The organism is Ensifer sp. 1H6 (genome assembly GCF_001976035.1).
GTDB classification, from domain to species: Bacteria; Pseudomonadota; Alphaproteobacteria; order Rhizobiales; family Rhizobiaceae; genus Ensifer; species Ensifer canadensis.
Genome location: NZ_MOAI01000002.1, coordinates 172,249 through 194,095, shown reverse-complemented (window position 1 = coordinate 194,095; position 21,847 = coordinate 172,249). Strand labels below are relative to the sequence as shown.

Here is a 21,847-nt window from a genome sequence, read left to right as displayed (position 1 = left end):
GATTGACGGGGAATCTGCGAGCCGTGTGCGCGCAGCACTTTTCGGATTCTGACGCCCGATAACGTGTTTGCAACAGCAAACCGGCTAAGGTGTCAGCACATTGATTGGGCGTGCTTCCTTGACCTAGGTGAAACCGCAAGGGCAGGGATCTCGCTGGGCGGATGCGGTTTCCGCAACATTGCGTGAGAGGATGGTTTAGCCGTGAGCGAACACGACATTTCAAGCGAGACCTCGGGCGAGCCCACTCGCCGCGATTTCCTTTACCTGGCCACCGGCATGGCGGGCGTCGTCGGCGCCGGCGCGGTCGCTTGGCCATTCATCGACCAGATGCGTCCGGATGCTTCGACGCTTGCTCTCGCCTCGATCGAGGTCGATGTGTCGAGCCTGCAGGCCGGCATGTCGCTGACGGCCAAATGGCGCGGCAAGCCGATCTTCATCCGCAACCGCACTGAGAAGGAAGTGGAAGAGGCCAAGGCGGTCGCTCTTGCCGACCTCAAGGATCCGGTTGCGCGCAACGCCAACCTTCCGACCGACGCCGAGGCGAACGATCTCGATCGCTCGCCGGCGAAGGCAAGGAAAACTGGATCGTGATGATCGGCTCCTGTACCCATCTCGGCTGCGTGCCGCTTGGTCAGGCCGGTGATTTCGGTGGCTGGTTCTGTCCCTGCCATGGTTCCCACTACGATACGGCCGGCCGAATCCGTAAAGGTCCGGCGCCGGAGAACCTCGCCGTGCCGACCTTCTCGTTCGTTTCCGACACAGTTATCAAGATCGGTTGAGGGGACTACTGATAATGAGTGCTGAACATTCAACCTACACGCCAACGACTGGCATTGAGAAATGGGTTGATTCCCGTCTTCCGCTGCCGCGTATGATTCACGACAGCTTCATCAGCTATCCGGTTCCCCGGAACCTGAACTACGCATATACCTTTGGCGCCATGCTTTCCGTGATGCTGATCGTGCAGATCCTGACCGGTATTGTGCTGGCCATGCACTATGCCTCCGACACGACCGTTGCGTTCAACTCGGTCGAAAAGATCATGCGCGACGTCAACCACGGTTGGCTGCTGCGCTACATGCACGCCAACGGCGCATCATTCTTCTTCATCGCCGTCTACCTACACATCGCCCGTGGCCTCTATTACGGCTCGTACAAGGCACCGCGCGAAATCCTCTGGATCCTCGGCGTGGTCATCTACCTCCTGATGATGGCTGCCGGCTTCATGGGCTACGTTCTGCCCTGGGGTCAGATGTCCTTCTGGGGCGCGACCGTTATCACCGGCTTCTTCTCGGCCTTCCCCTTGGTGGGTGAGTGGATCCAGCAGTTCCTGCTTGGCGGCTTTGCCGTTGACCAGCCGACCCTGAACCGCTTCTTCTCGCTGCACTACCTGCTGCCCTTCATGATCGCCGGCGTTGTCGTGCTTCACGTCTGGGCCCTGCACGTCACCGGCCAGACCAACCCGACCGGCGTCGAAGTGAAGTCGAAGACCGATACCGTTCCCTTCACGCCCTACGCGACCTTGAAGGACGCACTCGGCGTCTCCGTGTTCCTGCTGGTCTATGCATGGTTCGTATTCTACCAGCCAAACTTCCTCGGCCATCCGGACAACTACATTCCGGCTGACGCTCTGAAGACGCCTGCCCACATCGTTCCTGAATGGTACTACTTGCCGTTCTACGCGATGCTGCGCGCCATCACCTTCAATGTCGGCCCGATCGACTCCAAGCTCGGTGGCGTTCTGGTGATGTTCGGCTCGATCATCATCCTGTTCTTCCTGCCATGGCTGGATACCTCGAAGGTGCGTTCGGCTGTCTACCGTCCCTGGTACAAGCTGTTCTTCTGGATCTTCGTGGTCAACGCCATCCTGCTCGGCTGGCTGGGTTCGCGCCCTGCGGAAGGCCTGTACGTTGTCATGTCGCAGATCGGCACTCTGTACTACTTCGGTTTCTTCCTCGTCATCATGCCGGTCCTCGGCCTGATCGAAACGCCGAAGCGCATTCCGAATTCCATCACCGAGGCGGTGCTTGAGAAGAAGAATGCGAAGGCACAGCCGGCCACCGCACGTGCCTGATCAGAACAGCGATTGATAAGGAACCCACAACAATGAAAAAGCTTGTAACAGGCATTCTGTCACTTGCTGTCGTCGCTGGCCTCGGTCTCGGAGCTGCTGTCGCTGAAGAGGCGGCAGGTGGCGCGGAGCATGGCGGCGGCACGCCCCACTATCCGATCCACAAGCCTGAGCAGCAGGACTGGTCGTTTGCCGGCCCGTTCGGCAACTACGACAAGGGTCAGCTGCAGCGTGGCCTGAAGATCTACACCGAAGTCTGTTCGGCCTGCCACTCGATGAATCTGGTGGCATTCCGTACGCTCGAAGGCCTCGGCTATTCCGACGCACAGGTGAAGGCCTTCGCCGCGAACTACGAAGTTCAGGACGGCCCGAACGCTGACGGCGAAATGTACACCCGCAAGGCCGTGCCTGCGGATCACTTCCCGTCGCCGTACCCGAACAAGGAAGCAGCTGCTGCTTCCAACAACGGGGCTGCACCGCCGGACTTCTCGCTGATCGCCAAGGCGCGCGGCATCGAACGCGGCTTCCCGCAGTTCGTCTTCGATATGTTCTGGCCTTACCAGGAAGGTGGCCCGGATTATATCCACGCGCTGCTGACCGGTTACCATGAGCCGCCGGAAGGCGTTCAGGTCGCCGAAGGCACGCACTACAACCCTTACTTCGCCAACGCTTCTGCGCTGGCGATGGCCCAGCCGATCTCCAACGATCAGGTTACCTACGAGGATGGCACGCCGCAGACGGTGGACCAGTATGCCAAGGACGTTTCGGCCTTCCTGATGTGGGCAGCCGAGCCGCACCTGGAAGACCGCAAGCGCACCGGCTTCATGGTCATGGTGTTCCTGCTGATCTTCACCGGTCTCGTCTACCTGACCAAGAAGTCGGTTTACGCCAACAAGGAACATTGATCGCAGACTGGCTTCGCCAGCTTGATCGAAACCTTAGAAAGGCCCCGGTTTGTCCGGGGCCTTTTGTTTTGCGCGGTGTTGTTTTCGTTCGACGGTGCGAAATGCGCATGAGGTGGCTCTGCCTGGACGGGAAAGAGCAACCTGGTGTCAATGCGGTGATGGGGTATCCGAGCCTTGTCTCGTGTTGTCGAACCGTGGCGCGATTGGTTGCGTCGGACCAGTGGGTCGGATCGCTGCTACTTCCCGAAATAAGCGCCTTTGGGGGTATGTGCCGGCTGCCGCCGGAATGCACTCAAACGCGCTGATGCAACGCAATGCCGCGTAGCTACTATGGTGGTGGCCGCCAGGTCGTTCTCGTCATGAGGAGTGAACCGCGACATCTGTCGCGTCGGGCTAATGCCAGATGCATGAGATGCTCGCGGCAGCTTCCGCAGGAGATAGTTAAGGTGTGGATACATACCACTGCGGAACCTGGCAGGGCGTCCGCCTGGGCCTGGGCAGAATTTTAGAATGCTAGGCATGTCTGCTGTCTTCTGGTCAGCGTTTGCTGATCATGCGACGAACATGCCCGGGCTTTTCCAAGCTCGAACCGCGCCTTTCTCGATTGTGGTCGACGGTGCGGCAAACGCCGTTCTCCTGCACTCCGGCCCACACCGCCAAGATTGGCTGCGGGATACTCTTGTGGACAATGGCGTCGGCCAGCCGACGCTATGAAAGGGTCATCCGTTGGGTGCTTGGTACTCCGCCACCTCGGCAGCATCGGCGGTGATGTAGTACGGCAGTTTGCCGTAGGTAGCCGCCGGTAAGCTGCCCACGTTGGCGCGCAACGCGCGTGGAGTAACTCTGCCATTCAAATGGGACTAGTGAAGCGGCTTCCGCTCCTGGGGCGTGCTTGCGCCGTAACATTGGCGATGCCGCGCATCCTTGAACTTAGGGCACTGTGCCGCCGCCAACGGCACTGTGCTGGCACCGACGCGCCACTTTTCAATGTCGATCCTCGGCGCCCGACGGCACCGGGTGGTTGGGGAAGATCGGCGGTGATGATGCGGCAGGGATTTTGGGTTCGACAGTGTGGTATCCGGATACAATGCGGTATCTGGGTAAGGCACACAACGACCGTCATCGCGCCGTGGGTCACACTGGGTCGATGCAGAACATCTCGAAGCCCTCAATGCGGACGCGAACCTGTTGCGCGCTTCCGCTGTGGACGACACATGTGAAAACGGCCCCACCTTGCGATGGGGCCGTCAAATCTTGCCGGTCGGGCTGCCTCTTAGTTGAAGCGGCCGGCGGCGTGGGCGAGCATCGTGTAGACCTTGCCCGTGTCGGATGTAAGGTAGGTCTGGGTGATGCGCTTGTCCGGATCGTTGCGTGCGACATCGGCGAGCAGCTTTTCGAAGTCGGCGATGTAGCGATCGACGGCGGTGCGGAATTCCGGCTCGCGGTCGTACTTGCGCTTGATCTCGTCGAAGGTCTGCTGGCCCTTCAGCGTATAGAGCCGGCGGGTGAAGACGTCGCGCTCGCCGCGCTGGTAGCGGCGCCACAGGTCGACCGATGCGTCGTGGTCGATGGCCCGGGCGATATCGACCGAAAGCGAGTTCAGCGATTCCACCACGTGGCGCGGGTTGCGGTTATCGCCGCTGCGGGCAACCGGCTGGCTTTCTGCCGGGCGCTGCGGTGCGGCTGCCGGCGCTTCTTCCCGCGACGCGGCACGCAGCAGGTCTCGCATCCAGCCACCGCCTTCTGCGACTTCGCTGGTGACGGCCTGCGTTTCCGGCTGGGCCGGGCAGGCTGCTGGACGGTCGCCTGTTCGATGCCGAGGCTGCCGCGCAGGGCAGGCGCCGGATCCTGGCGACGCGGCTCTGCGACCGGCTGCTGGACCGGACGGGCGACAGGCGCTGCAGCCACAGCAGCGGCAGCAACCGGCTGCTGGCGCAGCGGCTGGGCGACTTCGAGCTGCGTCGAGGACTTGCCGATGATTTCCGACAGCTCCTGCAGGGCCTTGATCTGCTCGGCCACGGCACGACGCATGACGGCGGCGTTTTCCTTGGCTTCCTCGGGCAGGTCGAAGGCGCTGCGCTTCAGCTCTTCGCGGGTCATATCGAGTTCCTTGCGGATCTCGCCGGCCGAGCGGCGGATATCGTCGGTCGCACCGCTGAAGCGGCCGATGGCGTCGTCGATCGCCACGCGAACGGCGTCGCGCAGCTGGATTGCGACGCCGTCGGACTTCTTGCCACTTTCGCTAAGCATGCGCTCGACGTCGGAGACAGACGACGCGACGCTGCCGCGCAGGCGGGACGCCACTTCCTTGGAGCGTTCCTCGGCGGTTGCGAATGCACCCTCGATTGAGGAACCCGCATCTTCGCCCACCTTGGCGATCGCCTGGCGGAGCGCCTCGGAGGCGCCGAGCGCGCGGCCCTCGACCGCCGAGAGCGTCTTGTTGACGTCGGCGAACGAGGTCTCGACGCCGGAGCGCAGCGTATCGGCAATCTGGCGCGACCGTTCTTCGGCGCGGGAGAAGACTGCCTCGACCGAGGCACCAGCCTCGTCGCCGGCCTGGGCCAGCGCATTGCGCATGGATTCGGCGGCTTCGGCTGCACGCTGTTCGGTGCTCGACAGCAGGCGGCCGACATCCGAGAAGGATTGCTGGATGCCGCTACGCAGATTACCAGCAACCAGACCTGAGCGCTCTTCGGCACGCTGGAAGGCACCATCGACGAAGCCTTCGAGTGCACGCATGGTGCGTTCGATTTCTTCCGAGCGCTGGACGAGGCCGACCGACAGGGTGCGCAAGGCATCCTGGCGTTCCTCGAGTGTGCTGACGAGGTTCGACTGGGCGGCGCCCAACAGGTCCGAGGCCTGGCCGAGCACCTTGGAGTGATCCTCGAAGCGGCCGACGATGCCGCCGATCTGCGACAGGGTAGAGGCCGAGATGTCCGAGAGCTTGTCGACCTTGCCTTCGATGAGGCGCGTAGAGGTCGACAGCATGTCGGAAGCCTGGCGCGTGGTTTCGGAGAATCGGGTGGCCGTAGCCTCCAGCCGCTGGTCCATGTCGCCGAGATTGTCGCTTGCCTGGTCGATGACAGTTGCGATCGCCGTGTTGTTGGCGGCGAGCTGGTCGATCAGGCCGAGGGCCGTCGACTGCAGACGGTTCTCGACCATCTTCATCGCCTTTGCCGTTTCCTCGGCGCGCAGCGAGATGGCGTTGAGCGTCTCGCCGGTGCGTTCGGTAATGGCATTGACCAATGCGGCATTTTCCGCGCGCAGGCGATCGGTGCTGTCCTTCGTCAGGCTGGCGATGCGCTCGGCAGCCTCACGGCCGGTTGCGGCATATTGATCGATGACCGGGCGTGCCTGCTCGTCGATGATGCGCGACAGTTCCATAGAGCGGCCGGCGAGCATCGAGTTGAGTTCGCGGGTCCGATCGTCGAGCGTGCTGCGGATCGCCTCACCACGGGCTTCCAGTGCCTTTTCGGCATCTGCCAAGCCCTGCTGGATGTTCTGGGCGTGGCTGGCAACCTGGCCATGCGTGGCGGCAAGGCGTGCAGTGGCGGTGTCAGAGGCATCGGCGACCGAGCGGGCGAGTTCGGCATGGCGTGCGGCCGTTGTCGAGGCGGTCTGCTCAATGGCATTTGCGAAGTCGGCGTTGCGGGCCGCCAGCACATTGGCGAAGTCCTGACCAGCCTTGGAAAGAAGGCCGGCGGAACGGGCCGCTTCCGCGTCGAGGTCCTGCGCTGCTTCGCTAACCGCGCCGCGAAGGCTGGTGACGAGACCGGCAGCCTTGCCTCCGATGCGGGCGGCTTCGGTGTCGAGTTCCTGGACCACATCGCCGACTGCGCCGCGAAGGTTGCTGATGAGGTCCGCGGTCTTGCCTTCGATCCGGCCGGCCTCGGCGTCGATCTCCTGCGTCGCTTCGCTGACGGCGCCGCGCAGGCTGGTGACAAGCACCGCAGCCTTGCCTTCGATCGTGCGGTTGACGTTTTCGAGGCCGATGTTGAGGGCGCGGTCCATGGTGCCGAGGCGCTCTTCAATGCGGTCCGTACCGGCATTGATGGCGCTGGAGATGCGGCTTGCGGCTTCCTCGCTGACGCGGTCGATCTCGCCGGAACGCTCACCGAGGCTGTCGGCGATGCGCTGGCCGGCGTTGTCAACGATAGCGTTGACACTGTCGACGCTGTCGCGGACGCGATCCTCCAGCGAGCCGAGGCTCGTTTCCAGGCGCAGACCGGTGTCATCGACCAAGGCATTGACGCTGCCGACACTGCCTCGAATACGGCTTTCCAGAGAACCGAGACTTGTCTCGATCTTGGCGCCGGTATCGTCGACGATGGCATTGACGCTTCCGACGCTGTCGCGGATACGATCCTCCAGGGTGCCAATGCTGGCCTCGATGCGGATACCGGTGTCGTCGACGATTGCGTTGACATTGCCGACGCTGCCGCGGATGCGGTCTTCCAAAGTTCCGAGGCGAGATTCGATGAGGCTGCTGGTTTCATCGACGATGACGCTGACCTTATCGACGCTCCCGTGCATCCGCCCCTCGAGCGAACCCAGACGGGTCTCGATGCGGGCGGCCGTGTCATCGACGATCGTGCTGACATTATCGACGCTGCCGCGCATACGGTCTTCGAGCGAGCCAAGACGGGTCTCGACACGAACACCCGCCGCATCGGCAATCGAACCGACATTTTCGGCACTGTCGCGCATGCGCTCTTCAAGCGCGCCAAGGCTTGTCTCGATGCGCAGACCGGTGTCGTCAAGGCGGTCGTTGAGGCCGTTGATCGACATGTCGACGCGGTTGGTCAGCGTGTCGGCGGCGAGGCTGATCTGGCCGGCCGTTTCCGCCAGGCGCTCGGCAATGTTGCCGGTCGTCGAGCGCATGCGGGCTTCCAGCGTTTCGCCGCTGCGGTCGATGATGCCGGCAAGTGCCGCTTGGCGCTCTTCGAGCGACATTTCGAGCATGCTGGCGCTGGTGGCAAGGCTGGTGGCGATCGACACGGACTGGTCGGACAACATGCCTTCCAGCTGGTCGCGGCCCTGGTCGACGGCGAGGTTGATTGCGTTGATCCGGTCGTCGAGCGTGGCTCGAATCTGCTCGTGGGTCGAGGAGAGTGTTTCGCGCAGGTGCTCGGCGCGGCCGGTCAGCGTCTGTTCGATTTCCGTCGCCTTGCCGGCGAGCGAGGCTGTCGCCTCGGTGGTGCGCGCGGTCAGCGCCTCGGCGATCTGGGCGCTGGTGGCCGTCAGGACGTCCGAGATCTTGCCCACGCGGCCGCTGAGGTCTTCGGCAATGCGAGCGCTGGTGTTGGTAAGAGTGTCGGAGATCTGGCTGACGCGGCCACCGAGGTTTTCGGCAACGAGGGATACGCTGTCCGAAAGCTTCTGTTCGATTTCACCGACACGGTCGGTCATCGTCTCGGCAACGGCCGTGGCGCGGAAGGTGAGGTTGTCGGCGACGTCTTCGGCATGACGGCTCAGGGAATCTGCCATTTCGTTGGCGCGGGCCGTCATCGTCGAGGTGATGTGGGCGGAGCGATCGGCGAGAACGCCGTCGAGTGCCGATGTCTGGGTCGAAAGGGTTTCTGCAATCGCCTGGCTGCGTTCCGAAAGAACACGCTCCAGCCGGTCGGCCGTTTCGCCGACGGCACCTTCGATCGCGTCCGTTCCGGTCGAAAGCACGGTCGAAAGGGCAAGGGTGCGCTCGGACAGGGTGTTGTCGAGGCGGTGCTGGCTTGCCGCGATGGCGCTGGTGATCTCGTCGGTCGAGCCGGTCAGCGTCTGCTCGATGCGGGCATGGGCCGCGTGCAGGCCATCGACGAACTGTGCCGTGCGGGTGTCGAGGCCCTCGGTCAGGCGCTGTTCGCTTGATGTCAGTGCATTTGCAAGCGCATCTGCGCGCTGGCCAAAGCCGTTCTCGATGCGATCCTGAGCCTCGGACAAGGCGCCCATCAGGCTGCTGGTCTTTTCGGAAAGAACGCTGTCGATGCGGCTATGGGCTCCGCCGATCAGGTTGCTGAGATCGGACGTGCGGCTGCCGATCGTCTCCTCGATGAAGTCGTGGGTGGCGCCGAGTGCTGTCGCGAGTGTGAGCGACTGATCCGAAAGCGCCGAGCCGATCTTCTCGATGCTGCTGTCGAGCGCGCCACCGATGGCATCCGAACCGCCACTGACGGTCTCGTTGATGCGGTGCAGGCTTTCCATCAGCTTGGTGTCGAGCAAGCTGGCGCGCTTGTCGAAGGCCGATGCGAACTCGTGGAAGCGTTCGTCGAAGGCGGTGGCAAGGTGGCCGACTGTCGTCTGCAGCTTTTCTTCGAAGAATCCGCCGCGCAGATCGAGATCCATGATGGCATCGTCGGCGCTGGAGCGCAGGCTCTGGCGGAAATGCGCACCCTTTTCGTCGAGGGTGGCGTTGAGCGTCGCGAGCACGTCTTCGAGGCCGCCGGCAATTGCCTGCTGGCCGACGCTCAGGCTTTCGTTGAGGTCGCGGGTGCGGGCAATCAGCGTTTCATTGAGCTGGCGGGCGCGCTCGTTCAGCGCGGCATTCAGCTTTTCAGTGTTAGCATCGAGCGAGGAGGCGCGGGTCTCGAACTGGCCGAGCAGCTGCTCGCCGCGCTTTGTCAGCGTATCGCTCAGCTGGTCGAGGCGGGTGTCGAATTCGCTGCTGAGGCCGAGGCCGGCTGCCGTCAGGCCGGAAAGGAGCGAGTCCGTGCGGTTCGACAGCATGGTGCTGATGTTCTGCAGCGCCGTGTCGGACTTTTCGCTGAGTGCCGCTGCCCGCGTGTCGATCAGCGAGGCAAAAGCCTCGCCGGAGATGGCGATGCGCGAGGCGATGTCTTCGCCGGCCTGGTCGAGATCGTCCTTCAGCTTGCCATGCGCACCGGCGATGGTCGAGCGGATGCGCTCGGAGTGGCCGATGATGGCTTCGCGCTCAAGGCCCAGCTCCTGAACCAGCGTACGCACGCGCAGTTCGTTTTCGCTGTAGCTGCGCTCGAGCGCATTCACCTCGGAGTGAACCAGCGTTTCGAGTTCGGTGGCGCGCGCAATCGTGCGCTCGATGCCTTCGTTCATCGCCGAGACTTCGCGGCGAACGGCCTGACCGACGGTCATGACCCGGTCGGCGGCCGCAGTTTCCGGTTCGGCCAGGCGCAATGCCACTTCGGCCATGGAGCGCGCGGCGTTGCGCAGTTCCTGCGCGCGGGCGATCATGATGGCGAAGGAGAAGAAGAGCATGATCGGCAGCGCGATGCCAATGGCGACGCCGACGGCACCCGGGGTGGCAGCGAGATCGCTCAGCGAGCGGATCTGCCAGATCTGTGGGCCATAGAGCAGGTTGGCGACACCGATGCCGGCCACGGCCCAGATCACCGAAACGAGGGCTGCGACACGGATGGCGGCGCGGTTCGAGCGAACGTCGAGGGCGCGCAACATGGCAGCCGGAGAGCGGCGCCCATCGTCGTTTGCCGGAGAAAGGGGAGGCGACTTTGGCGCAGGTTCAGGAGCGAGCCCGCGTGCGGCGTCATTTGCTCGCGCGGCGCGGGGGGCTTCCTGCTGAGGCTTGGCATTTCGGCTGTGATCGGGCTGAGCAGCCTGATTAGTGGAGTCAGACACATTTTCCTCCGGATTATCCAAGGAAGTCTTGTCGTTAGGGCTCGACTTAAGCTCGTCAAAATCGATCTTAAGGGCCGCTTCCAGAGCCTGGAAGGCCTTTTCATCAATTGACTCGTTGCTCTTCTTCGTCGCCATAGGGATACGCCTCATTACCTTTTGCCTGCGATGAAGCGTGTCCATTTGATCCGCGATTGCGGCCAGGCACTGACTTCACCGGGGCGGTGACGGCAAGATACGCGCATCACATCTACGCAATACCCTACTGAACACCACTGCATTTCCTCGATGGATAGTCGGAATTGACCCTCGAGGGCACCACTCGCACAGCTTATCCACCGGAACGGTTGCCATTTTCGTACGCAAGCCCGTTCCTAACCGTATCGTAGTGACACATTAGCCCGGTTGTTACAATTAAGAGCACTCCAGCTTCATTAAAATCCTAATGAATTCTTAATGTGGCAAAGGGGTTTAGGTCGGAAAAGGCAAGGAAATCAGGAGGTTTAACGAGCGTTAACCATTTTCCCAGATTCCTGCCTATATTGCGCCCCGTTTTAAGCCGATAGCAGCGCCCGCCCGTGGAGGATGATAGCTCGCAAACCGTAGCGATCGTCCGGCGACGAAGCTTGGTGAACAGGCGTCGTCGGTCACGGTGTCCGTGCCGCCCATGGCAATTGGACCGCGAATGTCGCGGGACGGCGTCGGATAAAGACCAACAGCATACAAACAATAGGGAAATTGGCTCATGGCGGCCCTCAGAATTGCCTTCGAAGCTCCCGACACTCCGGGTAGCTCTTCTCTTTCCGGCAAGAAGCCCATCGATTTTGCCCACCTTGCCGCGCAGACAATGGGAGACAAGGCGCTCGAAATCGAAGTGCTGCAATTGTTCGCCCGTCAGGCACGCAAGGTGATGAAGGAAATCACCGATGGCGACGTGAATGGACGTGCCCAGGCGGCCCATCAGTTGAAGGGGGCCGCACTCGCTGTCGGCGCCGTCGACGTCGCTGCTGCGGCCGGCGCGATCGAACAGCGTCCGACCGATGCGGCTTTGCCCGACGTTCTTGCAGAGAGCGTGCTTGAGGCTGAACTGTTTATCCTGAAGCTCTGCCGCTGATTGCAGCGAGCCACAAAGGTGCATCGCGGCCCGCGCTGAAACGCTGCGTCCGCGATGCAACTGCCGGCTGTTGTTGACTGGATGGCCGAATTGTTGGAAGAACTTTCCCTGAATTCGCGCCCGCCGCCCCGCGCGGCTTTGCGCAATCGGCCAGTCCCATCAGCTTATTCCGGAAAGTGACATGACAAAACTTACGATCGTTGCCTTTGATGGCACGCGCCACGAACTCGATGTCGAGAACGGCTCGACCGTCATGGAGAACGCCGTTCGCAATTCGGTTCCGGGTGTCGAAGCGGAGTGTGGCGGGGCCTGTGCCTGTGCCACCTGTCATGTCTATGTCGACGATGCCTGGACGGCTGTCGTCGGCGCTCCGGAAGCGATGGAAGAGGACATGCTGGATTTCGCCTATGATGTCCGTCCGACCTCGCGGCTTTCCTGTCAGATCAAGGTCAGCGATGCGCTGGACGGGCTCGTCGTGCACGTGCCCGAACGCCAGGCCTGATCGCTGGCCGTTGGCGCCCATCTTCAGTCTATCGATCTATTGATGTCATGTTTGCCAAAAAAGCGCCTCGCTGGTCGTGTGACGAGCGAGGCTAGGAGGGCGCATCGCACGCAGATGAGGGAGGGAACATCTGCTGCATGAAGACACGCCAGGAGAACCTGTATTTGCTGCGTCGTCGAGCTTTGCGCTTAAAGAAACGAAACGACACTGCTGAACTCAAGTAACGGCAATATTTATACGTCGTGCAAGACCATGATGGTCCGCCAAATTCCTTTCGACAACGGAGGGTTGGATTTCAATTCGCCCCCACGTTCCATATTCTGAATATAAGCGAGTCGCTCAGCTGTAGCTATCGCTAGATTTCACCAATAAAATACTGTGGGTGCGCACTCGTTGAACAGGTCGCCTCAAAGTATATTCCGGCTATGCTTATGTCGGTCGTGACCGTTGAACAGCGACCTGTCTAGCGCTGCGTTTTCTTCAGCGCATCCAGCCGGTATTGCAGCAATCGGATTATGCGCTTGTCGAAATTGGCCGCCTCCGTCCGGTCGAACCGGGCCTGGTCCTTGTCGTGAGCGGCGATCGCTTCGGTACTGGCGCGTGTGACGCTTTCTTGCATCTGTTCGCAGTCCGCCTGCGGCCTCAGGGCCAGAAACATCTTCTCCATCTCGCGGGCGTGGTTGCGGGCGATCTCGGCGTGGCGTTCCTCGTGCCGCTTGATATCGCTCGACAACGTATCCCAGACCAGAGCGAGGTCGCGGCTGGCCTGCTTGCGATATTTCCAGCGCGGCAGGATGATGCGCGTGCTGAGCGTGACGCGGGCGACGCCGACCGCGCAGCGTCCGCCGCGATTGACGTAGGTGATCGTGCCGCCAAACTTGATCCGCGTCGCGCCCGGATGGCGCGCGCCCGTCGATTTCATCATCGGCCCGGCTTTGGACAGAGCTTTGTCGAGGTCCGCCGCCGTGCGGCCGCCGATCGAGAAATAGGAAAAGCTCTTGTTTATCACCGTTTCGCCGGACGCAGAGCCCAAGGGCATGGCAACCAGAAGGGCAAGAAGGGCGGCTTTGAACGGAACGCGTACTCGAGACATCAATGCGTAGTTCTCTTTAGTTGAACTTCAATCAAGCTTGGGGCATAGCCAGCGTGGGTGCAACAGCAAATCGAAATGGTTGTCTGCGGCGCATCGTGAGGGGAAATGACTTACAATCCATTTCAAAATTTTCATTGGAAGCTGGCGCATGGCCGTAGTCTCGAACTGGGGCCGCGTGGCGTTTTGATGGCGATCATCAATGTTACCCCCGACTCTTTCTCCGATGGCGGTCGTTTCACGGATACGGCAGCAGCCGTTGTCCAGGGCAAGCGCTGCATCGACGACGGCGCCCTGATCCTCGATGTTGGCGGTGAATCGACCAGACCGGACGCAGCGCCCGTGAGTGCCAAAGAGGAACAGAACCGGATCTTTCCGGTCATCGCGGCATTGGCGCGCGACACCGATGCGCTCATTTCAGTCGATACCTATAGGGCAGAGACCGCACGGCTTGCCGTCGACGCTGGCGCCCACATCATCAACGACGTGCACGGCCTTCAGCGCGAACCGGATATCGCGCGGGTTGCTGCGCAGACGGGCGCCGGGCTCTGCATCATGCACACAGGCCGCGATCGCCAGAAGCTTGCCGATGTGGTGGACGACCAGTTCCATTTCCTAGACCGCTCGCTGCAGATCGCGGCAGAAGCCGGCATCGAACGCGAACGGATCGTGCTTGATCCGGGCTTCGGCTTTGCCAAGGACACGGAAGAGAACCTCGAACTGATGGCGCGGTTTACCGAATTGCACCGTTTCGAGCTGCCTTTTCTGGTCGGCACGTCACGCAAGCGGTTCCTTGGTGCTGTCACCGAACGAGAGCCGGCGGACCGCGATGCCGCCACCGCGGCGACCACGGCCCTGCTACGCATGGCGGGTGCGGCCATTTTCCGCGTACATGATGTCGCAAACAGCAGGGATGCGCTGATGGTGGCGGATGCTATGCTGGGTGCAAAGAAGAGCTGACGGGACGGAAAACCATGAGCGCGACCTATACGATCACCCTGAAAAACTGTGCCTTCTTTGCGCGCCATGGCGTTCTCGACGAGGAAGAATTCCTCGGGCAACGGTTTTTCGTCGATGCGGAGCTTGAAGTGGAGCAAGGCTCGGCGCTGGTCGATGATTCGATCGACGACACCGTGCATTACGGCATCGCCTTTACCGAAATCGAGCGCATCGTCACCGGTCGGCGGCGCTATCTGATCGAGGCGCTGGCGCTCGAGGTCGCAAAGACCCTGTGCGTGCGTTTTCCGCAGGTCCGGCGTGCCAAGGTCTCCGTCCGCAAGCCGAATGCACCGGTTCCCGGAATTCTCGATTATGTCGAAGTCACGGTCGAGCACGTCGCCTGAGATGAGCGGGCATATCGCAACTTTGGGACTTGGCGGAAACCTGGGCGAGCCGAGAAGGGCCATGGCAGATGCATTGCAGATGCTCGATGCCAGGCCGGATTGCGCGGTTCGGGCCGTTTCGCGTCTGTATCGGACACCACCCTGGGGCAAGACCGATCAGGACTGGTTCTTCAACGCCTGCGCCGAAGTCGAAACGTTGCTCGGCCCGGAGGCATTGCTGGACGCCTGCCTTGATATCGAGCGGCAGATGAAGCGGGTGCGCGACGAACGCTGGGGCCCGCGCACGATCGACATCGATGTCCTCACCTTCGGCGACCTGTCCCAGACCGAGACCAAGCTGGAGCTACCACATCCGCGCATGACTGCGCGCGGTTTCGTCCTGATGCCGCTTGCGGACTTTGCCTCCGGCATGCGTGTGAACGGACGGCGGGTCGAAGACTGGCTGGCGGATGCCGACGTCACCGGCATCGAGGTGGTGGACGAAGACAGGGGCTGGTGGCGGGCAGGGGCCTGAGTTCGAGTAGCACAAAAAGAAAAGCCCCAGCGTTTGGCCGGGGCTTTTCTCCGCAATCTGGACTGTCGTCTACTTGATCGAGCCGACGGCGATGTTGTCGAGCTGGCGGTTGAGACTGACGCCGATCACCGGCACCATTGTATCCTCGACCTTCACCGAGATGGTGATGTTCATGGTCGAGTCGTTCTGGAGCCGGGCGATCATCGCGCCGTTCAGCTTCTTGCGGTTGATGCCGACGACGACCTTGTCCTTGGCGACGTTGCCGGAGACTACGTCGAGACCCTTGCCATCAGCGCCGTCGAGAAATTTTCCGGTGTAGCTGCCGCCCTTCTGGGTGATCAGCGCCGACATCGGTTGCTTGAACACGCCGACGCGGCAGAAGCCGTCGAGCTTGATGCCGGCATCATTGCCGGCAACCGGTTCGCCGGCGAGATCGCAGGTGAACTTGGTGCCCTTGTATTTCCCGGCGACGATCTCGCCGGGGCCCTTCCACTGGCCGGAGACTTTCTCGAAGAAAGCCTTGTCCTTGCCACCGGAAATGGCTGGCGTAGCAACGCCGACGGTTGCTGCGAGCGCGAAGGCGGCAGCGCCGCGAGCGATCAAAGAAGGGCGCGAGAACATAAACGATCCTTGATGGGTCAACGTCCGAAACTAGGAGCCACATTTGCGCGCAAATGGTTAATGGACGGTTTCTTTCGGGCTGATATCAAGGCTTCTTTGTGTCGGTGATGCGCTCTGTGCGCCGCAGATCGGATGGCTGCAAGGCAGTCACGGCGGCCTCACCGTCATGTGCTACGATGCGCGCAGACGTGTTTATGAAACTCTATCGCAACGGCGTACGTATCCACTTGAAACGCGGAGGTTTCATGATGGCAGCGGCGATCAACAGCACCACCCCGGAAACGGACATCTCGCAGGCACTCATAATCCGCCGCCACGGACTTGCCACGCGGCTGACCCATTGGCTGTGGGCACTGGCATTGTTCTTCCTGCTCCTGAGTGGCCTGCAGATCTTCAACGCCCACCCGACGCTTTATCTTGGGCAGCAATCGGGCTTTGCCTTCGACAACGGCGTGCTGTCCATCAGCGCCGCCCGGACGCAAGATGGAGAGGTCAGGGGCGTGACGACGCTGCTCGGCCTGGGGGTCGACACGACGGGTGTTCTCGGGGTCAGCGGCGCCGCAGACCGGCGTGACTACAGGGCATTTCCAGCCTGGCTAACGGTGCCTTCTTATCAAGACCTGGCGACGGGCCGGGTGATACATTTCTTCTTCGCGTGGCTTTTTGCGACCGTCTTTCTTGTCTGGTTGGTTGCGAGCCTGATCAACGGGCACCTGTGGCGCGACATCCTGCCATCGGCCTCCGATATCAGCGGCCTGCCACGAAGTTTCGTCAACCACGTGCGGTTCCGATTCGATCACGGCCGCAGCTACAATGGCTTGCAGAAACTCTCCTATGCCGCTGTTTTGCTCGTCTTTTTTCCGTTGATGATCCTGACGGGGCTGACGATGTCGCCGGGCATGGACGCGGCCTGGCCATGGTTGATCGACGTCTTTGCCGGTCGACAGACGGCACGCACGATCCACTTCGTCGTCATGCTTTTGCTCGTGGGCTTCTTCGCCATACACATCTTCATGGTTTTTGCCGCCGGGCCGATCAACGAATTGCGCTCGATGATAACAGGGCGTTACCGCATCGATAGCGAGGCGCAGCGCAAGGAGGCAGGGCAATGACGCGGCTTCTGATCAATCGCAGGCGCTTTTTGACCGCCGCCGGCATTGCCGCCTCGACGTTGCCTCTTGCAGGTTGTGATGCATTCGATGGAATCCTGCAAAACAGAAGCCCGGTCCGTGATGTCCTGGCATCGGCGAACAGCCTGACTTATCGGGTACAGCGGCTATTGATGGACGCGGACCGGCTGGCGCCTGAGTTCGCCGAAAGCGAAATCCGCCAGGGACAACGGCCGAACGGCTCGACCGATCCGACCGACCCGGAGTATATCGCCCTCCAGCAGGATTTTTCCGGATACCGCCTCGGCGTCACCGGTTTGGTCGAAAAGCCGCTCAGCCTGACATTGGCCGAATTGCGCAACATGCCGTCGCGGACACAGATCACCCGCCACGACTGTGTCGAGGGCTGGAGTTGCATCGCCAAATGGTCGGGCGTTCCGCTTGCCAAGGTACTTGATGAAGCCAAGATCAGACCGGAAGCGCGTTATGTCGTCTTCCATTGCTTCGATCGCATGGGTCTCGGGCTTTCCGGACCGACGGCCTACTACGAATCGATCGACCTCATCGATGCGCGCCATCCGCAGACGATCCTTGCCTATGGATTGAACGGACGGTCACTTCCGGTCGCCAATGGCGCGCCGCTTCGAGTGCGCATCGAGCGGCAGCTCGGCTACAAGATGGCGAAGTACATCAGTGCCATCGAGGTCGTTGCGGATCTTTCGACGTTCGGTCGTGGACGCGGCGGCTTCTGGGAAGACTTGGGCTATGAGTGGTATGCGGGCATCTAGTTCTACAGGCCGCGCGTCTTTTCAGACGCGCAAAGGTCGCTGAAGCACTTTGAATTTCTGCATGTTTTCATCCTTAAGTCGGGTAGGTTTTAGGAAACATGCAGTCGTTTCTAGACGTCGCCGTTCTGACTAGCCGCGCGACCGGCACCGGGCGCGAGGTCCGAAAGAAAGTCGCCGATCCCGGGACGTTTCAGTGCTCTGAAAGGCATCGGTCGGCAAAGGTCCATGGCAGCGATGCCGATGCGGGCGGTCATCAGTCCATTGATTACGCCTTCGCCGAGCCGGGCCGAGAGTTTTGACGCCAAGCCGTGGCCAAGCACCTGCTGGATGAGGCTGTCACCGGCGGCGATCGAGCCGGTGACAGCGAGATGGGCGATAACGTCGCGCATCAGCCTGATCATGCCGAGCGTACCGGGGCGGCCGCCATAAAGCTCGGCCATCGCGCGGATCATGCGAGCGGATTCATAAAGCACATAGCCGAGATCGACGAGCGCGCGGGGGCTGACGGCGGTGACGATCGACACGCGCTTGGAAGCGGCGAGAATGATGCGCCGGGCCTCGCGATCGAGCGGCGTCAACAATTCGCGCTCCGTCAGGTCAAGCAGATGCGGGCCATCGATGATTTCGCCTTCGGTTTCCTTAAGGCGCGTACGACCGCGTGCCGTGCGCGGATTGGTGGCGAGAAGATGGACGAGTTTTTCCGAAGCGGACCGTGCCAGCTTGGTATTGCCGGAAGCGGCGGCATTCTCCGTTTCCGTCTTCAAGCTCTGGACGGCAGTCAGTTGCATCATGCCTGAAAGCTCGCGGCCAATGACTACCAGCAGTGCCAGGAGCCCGATGGCAACGATACCCATTGCGGCATAGCCGAGCCAGTCGGCGCGGGAAAACAGGTCGCGGATGAGGCGGTCGACCCAAAGACCCGTCGCCAGCGAGAGGAGAATGCCGAATGCCCCCATGGCGATCTTGCCGACGGACAGGCGACGCCTGCGCGGGTTTGCCTCCGGCAAAGCGAGGCTTTCGACGCCAAGCGTCGTTTCCCGGAAGGGATCCTCCGTGTCGGGGGTCATCACCACCTTGTCGTCGAAGCTCGCCGGGGCGCGGCGGGGGCGGTCGCTTTCCGCCGGCTTCTGCTCCGGATCCGGGTTCACCGAAAAAGCACCGGGCTTTCGGCCACGGCTGTTGAAATCGTCACTCATGCCAACCGGTCTCCGAACAGGAACTGCATCGCCCGATCGAGCCGGATATGCGGCACCGACAGCTTCAATCCGCCGCCCGTCTCTTCAAGATGCGGCGGCCGGAAGCGCACGAAACTGAGCTCGGGCATCGGGTGCACGTCGCCGAATTTTTTCGCCGACGCATCGGCATCAAGCGCCCTAAAAAAAACTTCAGGATCATCCGGCAAGTCACCGGGAAATATCGCTGTTTTCCCTTCACCGTCGAAGGTCTCGCCGTTGATCTTCTCGCCAGCGATCGGTGTTCCGACGATAACCGGAAGCGTATGCCCTCCATGGTCGACCGTGGCCTCGCGTGTCGCCCGGACCGAGGCGATCGCCATGACCTCGAGCCCCGCACCGCTCATGCCGATGCGGGCGGCTGCCCGGCTGACGAGACGCGCCGTGATGCGCTCCAACCGATCGTGGCTTTCGTGGTGCAGATGGTCCGCCTTCGTCGCGGCGATCAGCACCTTGTCGATCCGTCGGGTCAGGAAAGACGAGAGCCAGCTGTTCGTGCCGGGACGGAAGCAGGCGAGCACGTCGGCCAGCGCCTGCTCCAGATCGAGCAGCGCTTCCGGCCCGCCATTGATCGCCTGTAGCGCATCCACCAACACGATCTGACGGTCGAGCCGAGCAAAATGCTCGCGGAAGAACGGGCCGACGACGTGCTTCTTGTAGGCTTCGTAGCGGCGCTCCATCATCGCCCAGAGCGAACCTTTCGGCGCACGGCCCTCGGGCAGGTCGGGCAGTGGCGAGAAGGTCAGGGCAGGTGAGCCCTCGAGATCGCCCGGCATCAGGAAGCGACCGGGCGGCAGGGTCGAGGGCGAGCTCGCGTCCGCCTTGCAGGCTTTGAGGTAGGCGGTGAAGCTTTCGGCGAGCCGGCGCGCGCTGCTTTCATCGGCGATCGCCGTTGGTCCCGCAGATGAGGCAAGCGTCAGCCAATCCGCCGACCGGTTGGCGCGGCCCGGAGCACGGGCGCGGGCAACCGAATTGTCGCTGAACTGCTTGAAATCCTGTGCGAGTAGCGGCAGATCAAGTAACCATTCACCGGGATAATCGACGATATCGAGCGACAGCCGGCCGGCCGAGAACAGCCTGTTCCAGCCGCTGGCGCTCTCGAAATCGAGGGTAATGCGAAGCTGCGAGATCGCGCGGGTCGAATCCGGCCAGATACGATCGCGCACCAGGGCGGCAATGTGATCCTCGTACTGAAAGCGCGGCACGGCGTCGTCCGGCTGGGGTTCAAGCCTTATCTTCGAGACGCGGCCGGAGCGCACCGGCTCGAACACCGGCAGCCGTCCGCCGTTGAGGAGATTGTGGACCAGCGACGAGATGAAGACGGTCTTTCCGGCTCTCGAAAGCCCGGTGACGCCCAGCCGGATAGAGGGATTGACGAGGCCCGATGCACGATCGGTGAGATTGTCGAATGCAATCAGGGCGTCGTCTTTGAAGCTGGTCAGATTTGGCGCCAAGTCGTGCTATCCCTCGCGGACCTTGCCGCTTTCGTTCATGCGAATGTCTGCCAGACGTGCGGCAGGTCCTGTTTGCCTTGGCGATATAGGAAATATTTCCCGCACCGCAACAATGGCATGTCATTTCGGTTCCCTGGTTGGCAGGATCAGCGACACCAGCGTGGCCGTTGCGGCGCCGCCTGGGCCTCCCTGTAAGTCAAGGATCGCAAGGGCTGCCGGCGGATAACCATGCGGAAGGGCGTCGGTCGCCGCCTCGTTCCCGGCAAAGCGGCGGAAGAGTTCGTCAATCATCGGATTGTGTCCGACGATCATCAACGAATTCAGATGCCTGTTTGCATCGATGATATCGGTATAGACGCTTGCCGGGCCGGTATAGAGCGCATCGACATAGCGGATCTGGATGTCTTCGCTGACGGATCGGAAGAAGGGTTCCGCGGTCTGGCGACAGCGGACCGCCGTCGAGCACAAGATCAGCTCCGGCCGGATGCCGCGATCGGCAGCCATCTGCGCGATCAGTTCCGCCTCGGCATATCCTACGTCGTCGAGCGCGCGATCGAAATCACGTTGACCGGGCAAGGCCCAACCGGAGCGGGCATGACGCAGAAGGAAGAGACGGAAGGGCCTGGCGGCACTGTCTTGCATATATTGAATTCCGGTAGCTGCCGGCCGCGGGTCGCGACGGGATAAAGTATCGCCGGATCGGGGTCTTGCGCGTCTCGCGGCGGATCACCACCTTTTCCCGTCGATGATGCAAAGATCAAGCTGTGAACCGCTTTTTTCAGGGGATTGCCCGGTTGCCGCCGGGCGCACCAATCCCGGCAAAAGGGCGGCGTCGCGCTGGCGGCAGAACATCCAAGTTACGACCGGTCTTCTTGGCGCCGGGTAGGTGATCATCTCTACGACTAAGATCTCATCTGTAATTTTGATGAAATATTCGCCAGTTAGCCTGAATTGCAAGCATTGTTAAAATACGGTTGAGTGTCTAATCCGAGGCTTGAATCGCGGCTTCCATGGGGCTATACACCGCCGCAATGAGATGTTCTTCAGGAGAATCGCGTTGAGTGAGAAGATCGATCTTAGTACCTTTGTCCTCTCGGAGGACGAGGAATTCATGAATGCCACCCACCGGGCCTATTTCCGGGCCAAGCTGAATGCTTGGAGAAACGACATCCTTCGCGAGGCACGCGAGACACTGGATCACTTGGCCGAGGAGAGCGCCAATCATCCCGATCTCGCCGACAGGGCCTCTTCCGAAACAGACCGGGCGATTGAACTGAGAGCCCGCGACCGTCAGCGGAAGTTGATCTCGAAAATCGATGCGGCGCTACAGCGGCTCGATGAAGGGACCTACGGCTATTGCGAGGAAACGGGAGAGCCGATCGGCTTGAAGCGTCTGGACGCCCGACCGATCGCAACGCTCTCGATCGAGGCGCAGGAGCGCCACGAGCGTCGGGAAAAGGTCTATAGGGACGAATAAGGGTCCGATTTCCGGATCAGTCTTG

The 21,847-nt window shown here is 61.5% G+C and carries 15 protein-coding genes and 2 pseudogenes; 11 read left to right on the top strand and 6 right to left on the bottom strand.

Annotation, left to right across the window (positions count from 1 at the left end; all coding sequences use genetic code 11):
- Window positions 1–216 precede the first annotated feature (216 nt).
- From petA to BKP54_RS03765, 3 genes and pseudogenes are all read left to right on the top strand, one after another.
- Window positions 217–779 (top strand): annotated as a pseudogene (gene petA / locus BKP54_RS03775) (ubiquinol-cytochrome c reductase iron-sulfur subunit).
- A 14-nt stretch (window positions 780–793) separates the two neighbouring features.
- Entirely contained in the window at window positions 794–2,074 is a 1,281-nt protein-coding gene (locus tag BKP54_RS03770) for a cytochrome b/b6 (protein WP_025427196.1), read from the top strand.
- A 32-nt stretch (window positions 2,075–2,106) separates the two neighbouring features.
- Window positions 2,107–2,976 carry a cytochrome c1 gene (locus BKP54_RS03765; protein ID WP_025427195.1) on the top strand — a complete coding sequence of 290 codons (870 nt, stop codon included), beginning with the start codon at window positions 2,107–2,109 and terminating at the stop codon, window positions 2,974–2,976.
- Window positions 2,977–4,249: 1,273 nt separating this feature from the next.
- Here BKP54_RS03765 and BKP54_RS03755 read toward each other — a convergent pair.
- A pseudogene (locus tag BKP54_RS03755) lies at window positions 4,250–10,716 on the bottom strand (kinesin).
- Between the two features lie 607 nt (window positions 10,717–11,323).
- Between BKP54_RS03755 and BKP54_RS03750 the strand changes: the two are divergent.
- Window positions 11,324–11,692 carry an Hpt domain-containing protein gene (locus BKP54_RS03750; RefSeq protein WP_025427193.1) on the top strand — a complete coding sequence of 123 codons (369 nt, stop codon included), beginning with the start codon at window positions 11,324–11,326 and terminating at the stop codon, window positions 11,690–11,692.
- A gap of 181 nt (window positions 11,693–11,873) precedes the next feature.
- A complete protein-coding gene (locus BKP54_RS03745; RefSeq protein ID WP_025427192.1) occupies window positions 11,874–12,194 on the top strand; it encodes a 2Fe-2S iron-sulfur cluster-binding protein in 321 nt (106 codons plus the stop codon).
- Window positions 12,195–12,657: 463 nt separating this feature from the next.
- On the opposite strand, the gene BKP54_RS03740 is transcribed toward BKP54_RS03745, so the two are convergent.
- On the bottom strand, window positions 12,658–13,287 hold the full coding sequence (locus BKP54_RS03740) for a DUF922 domain-containing protein (RefSeq protein ID WP_025427191.1): 630 nt from the start codon (window positions 13,285–13,287) through the stop codon (window positions 12,658–12,660).
- Window positions 13,288–13,392: 105 nt separating this feature from the next.
- Here BKP54_RS03740 and folP point away from each other — a divergent pair, with 105 nt between their 5' ends.
- Genes folP through folK form a run of 3 tightly spaced genes read left to right on the top strand, consistent with a single transcriptional unit; the run spans window position 13,393 to window position 15,141 of the window.
- Window positions 13,393–14,244 (top strand): dihydropteroate synthase, encoded by an 852-nt coding sequence (gene folP, locus BKP54_RS03735; RefSeq protein WP_025427190.1) that lies wholly within the window; start codon window positions 13,393–13,395, stop codon window positions 14,242–14,244.
- A gap of 14 nt (window positions 14,245–14,258) precedes the next feature.
- Window positions 14,259–14,627 (top strand): dihydroneopterin aldolase, encoded by a 369-nt coding sequence (gene folB, locus BKP54_RS03730; RefSeq protein ID WP_025427189.1) that lies wholly within the window; start codon window positions 14,259–14,261, stop codon window positions 14,625–14,627.
- Between the two features lies 1 nt (window position 14,628).
- On the top strand, window positions 14,629–15,141 hold the full coding sequence (gene folK, locus BKP54_RS03725; RefSeq protein WP_025427188.1) for a 2-amino-4-hydroxy-6-hydroxymethyldihydropteridine diphosphokinase: 513 nt from the start codon (window positions 14,629–14,631) through the stop codon (window positions 15,139–15,141).
- Between the two features lie 69 nt (window positions 15,142–15,210).
- Here folK and BKP54_RS03720 read toward each other — a convergent pair whose 3' ends face one another.
- Window positions 15,211–15,762 (bottom strand): hypothetical protein, encoded by a 552-nt coding sequence (locus tag BKP54_RS03720; RefSeq protein ID WP_025427187.1) that lies wholly within the window; start codon window positions 15,760–15,762, stop codon window positions 15,211–15,213.
- A 248-nt stretch (window positions 15,763–16,010) separates the two neighbouring features.
- Here BKP54_RS03720 and BKP54_RS03715 point away from each other — a divergent pair, with 248 nt between their 5' ends.
- Together BKP54_RS03715 and BKP54_RS03710 are read left to right on the top strand one after the other, a co-directional pair.
- Window positions 16,011–16,874 (top strand): cytochrome b/b6 domain-containing protein, encoded by an 864-nt coding sequence (locus BKP54_RS03715; RefSeq protein WP_162249743.1) that lies wholly within the window; start codon window positions 16,011–16,013, stop codon window positions 16,872–16,874.
- The gene (locus BKP54_RS03710) at window positions 16,871–17,659 is read left to right on the top strand and encodes a molybdopterin-binding protein (protein ID WP_025427185.1); all 789 of its coding nucleotides are present in this window, start codon (window positions 16,871–16,873) and stop codon (window positions 17,657–17,659) included. The genes BKP54_RS03715 and BKP54_RS03710 overlap by 4 nt, the downstream gene beginning before the upstream one ends.
- 110 nt (window positions 17,660–17,769) lie before the next feature.
- Here the strand turns inward: BKP54_RS03710 and BKP54_RS03705 are convergent, their stop codons facing one another.
- The 3 genes from BKP54_RS03705 to BKP54_RS03695 all read right to left on the bottom strand — a co-directional run bounded on the left by BKP54_RS03705 (window position 17,770) and on the right by BKP54_RS03695 (window position 20,987).
- A complete protein-coding gene (locus tag BKP54_RS03705; protein ID WP_025427184.1) occupies window positions 17,770–18,855 on the bottom strand; it encodes a TIGR01620 family protein in 1,086 nt (361 codons plus the stop codon).
- Entirely contained in the window at window positions 18,852–20,345 is a 1,494-nt protein-coding gene (locus tag BKP54_RS03700) for a YcjX family protein (protein ID WP_025427183.1), read from the bottom strand. The genes BKP54_RS03705 and BKP54_RS03700 overlap by 4 nt, the downstream gene beginning before the upstream one ends.
- Window positions 20,346–20,465: 120 nt before the next feature.
- Window positions 20,466–20,987 carry a histidine phosphatase family protein gene (locus BKP54_RS03695; protein ID WP_057208685.1) on the bottom strand — a complete coding sequence of 174 codons (522 nt, stop codon included), beginning with the start codon at window positions 20,985–20,987 and terminating at the stop codon, window positions 20,466–20,468.
- Window positions 20,988–21,402: 415 nt separating this feature from the next.
- On the opposite strand from BKP54_RS03695, the gene dksA reads away from it, so the two are divergent.
- A complete protein-coding gene (gene dksA, locus BKP54_RS03690) occupies window positions 21,403–21,822 on the top strand; it encodes an RNA polymerase-binding protein DksA (protein WP_025427181.1) in 420 nt (139 codons plus the stop codon).
- Window positions 21,823–21,847 lie beyond the last annotated feature (25 nt).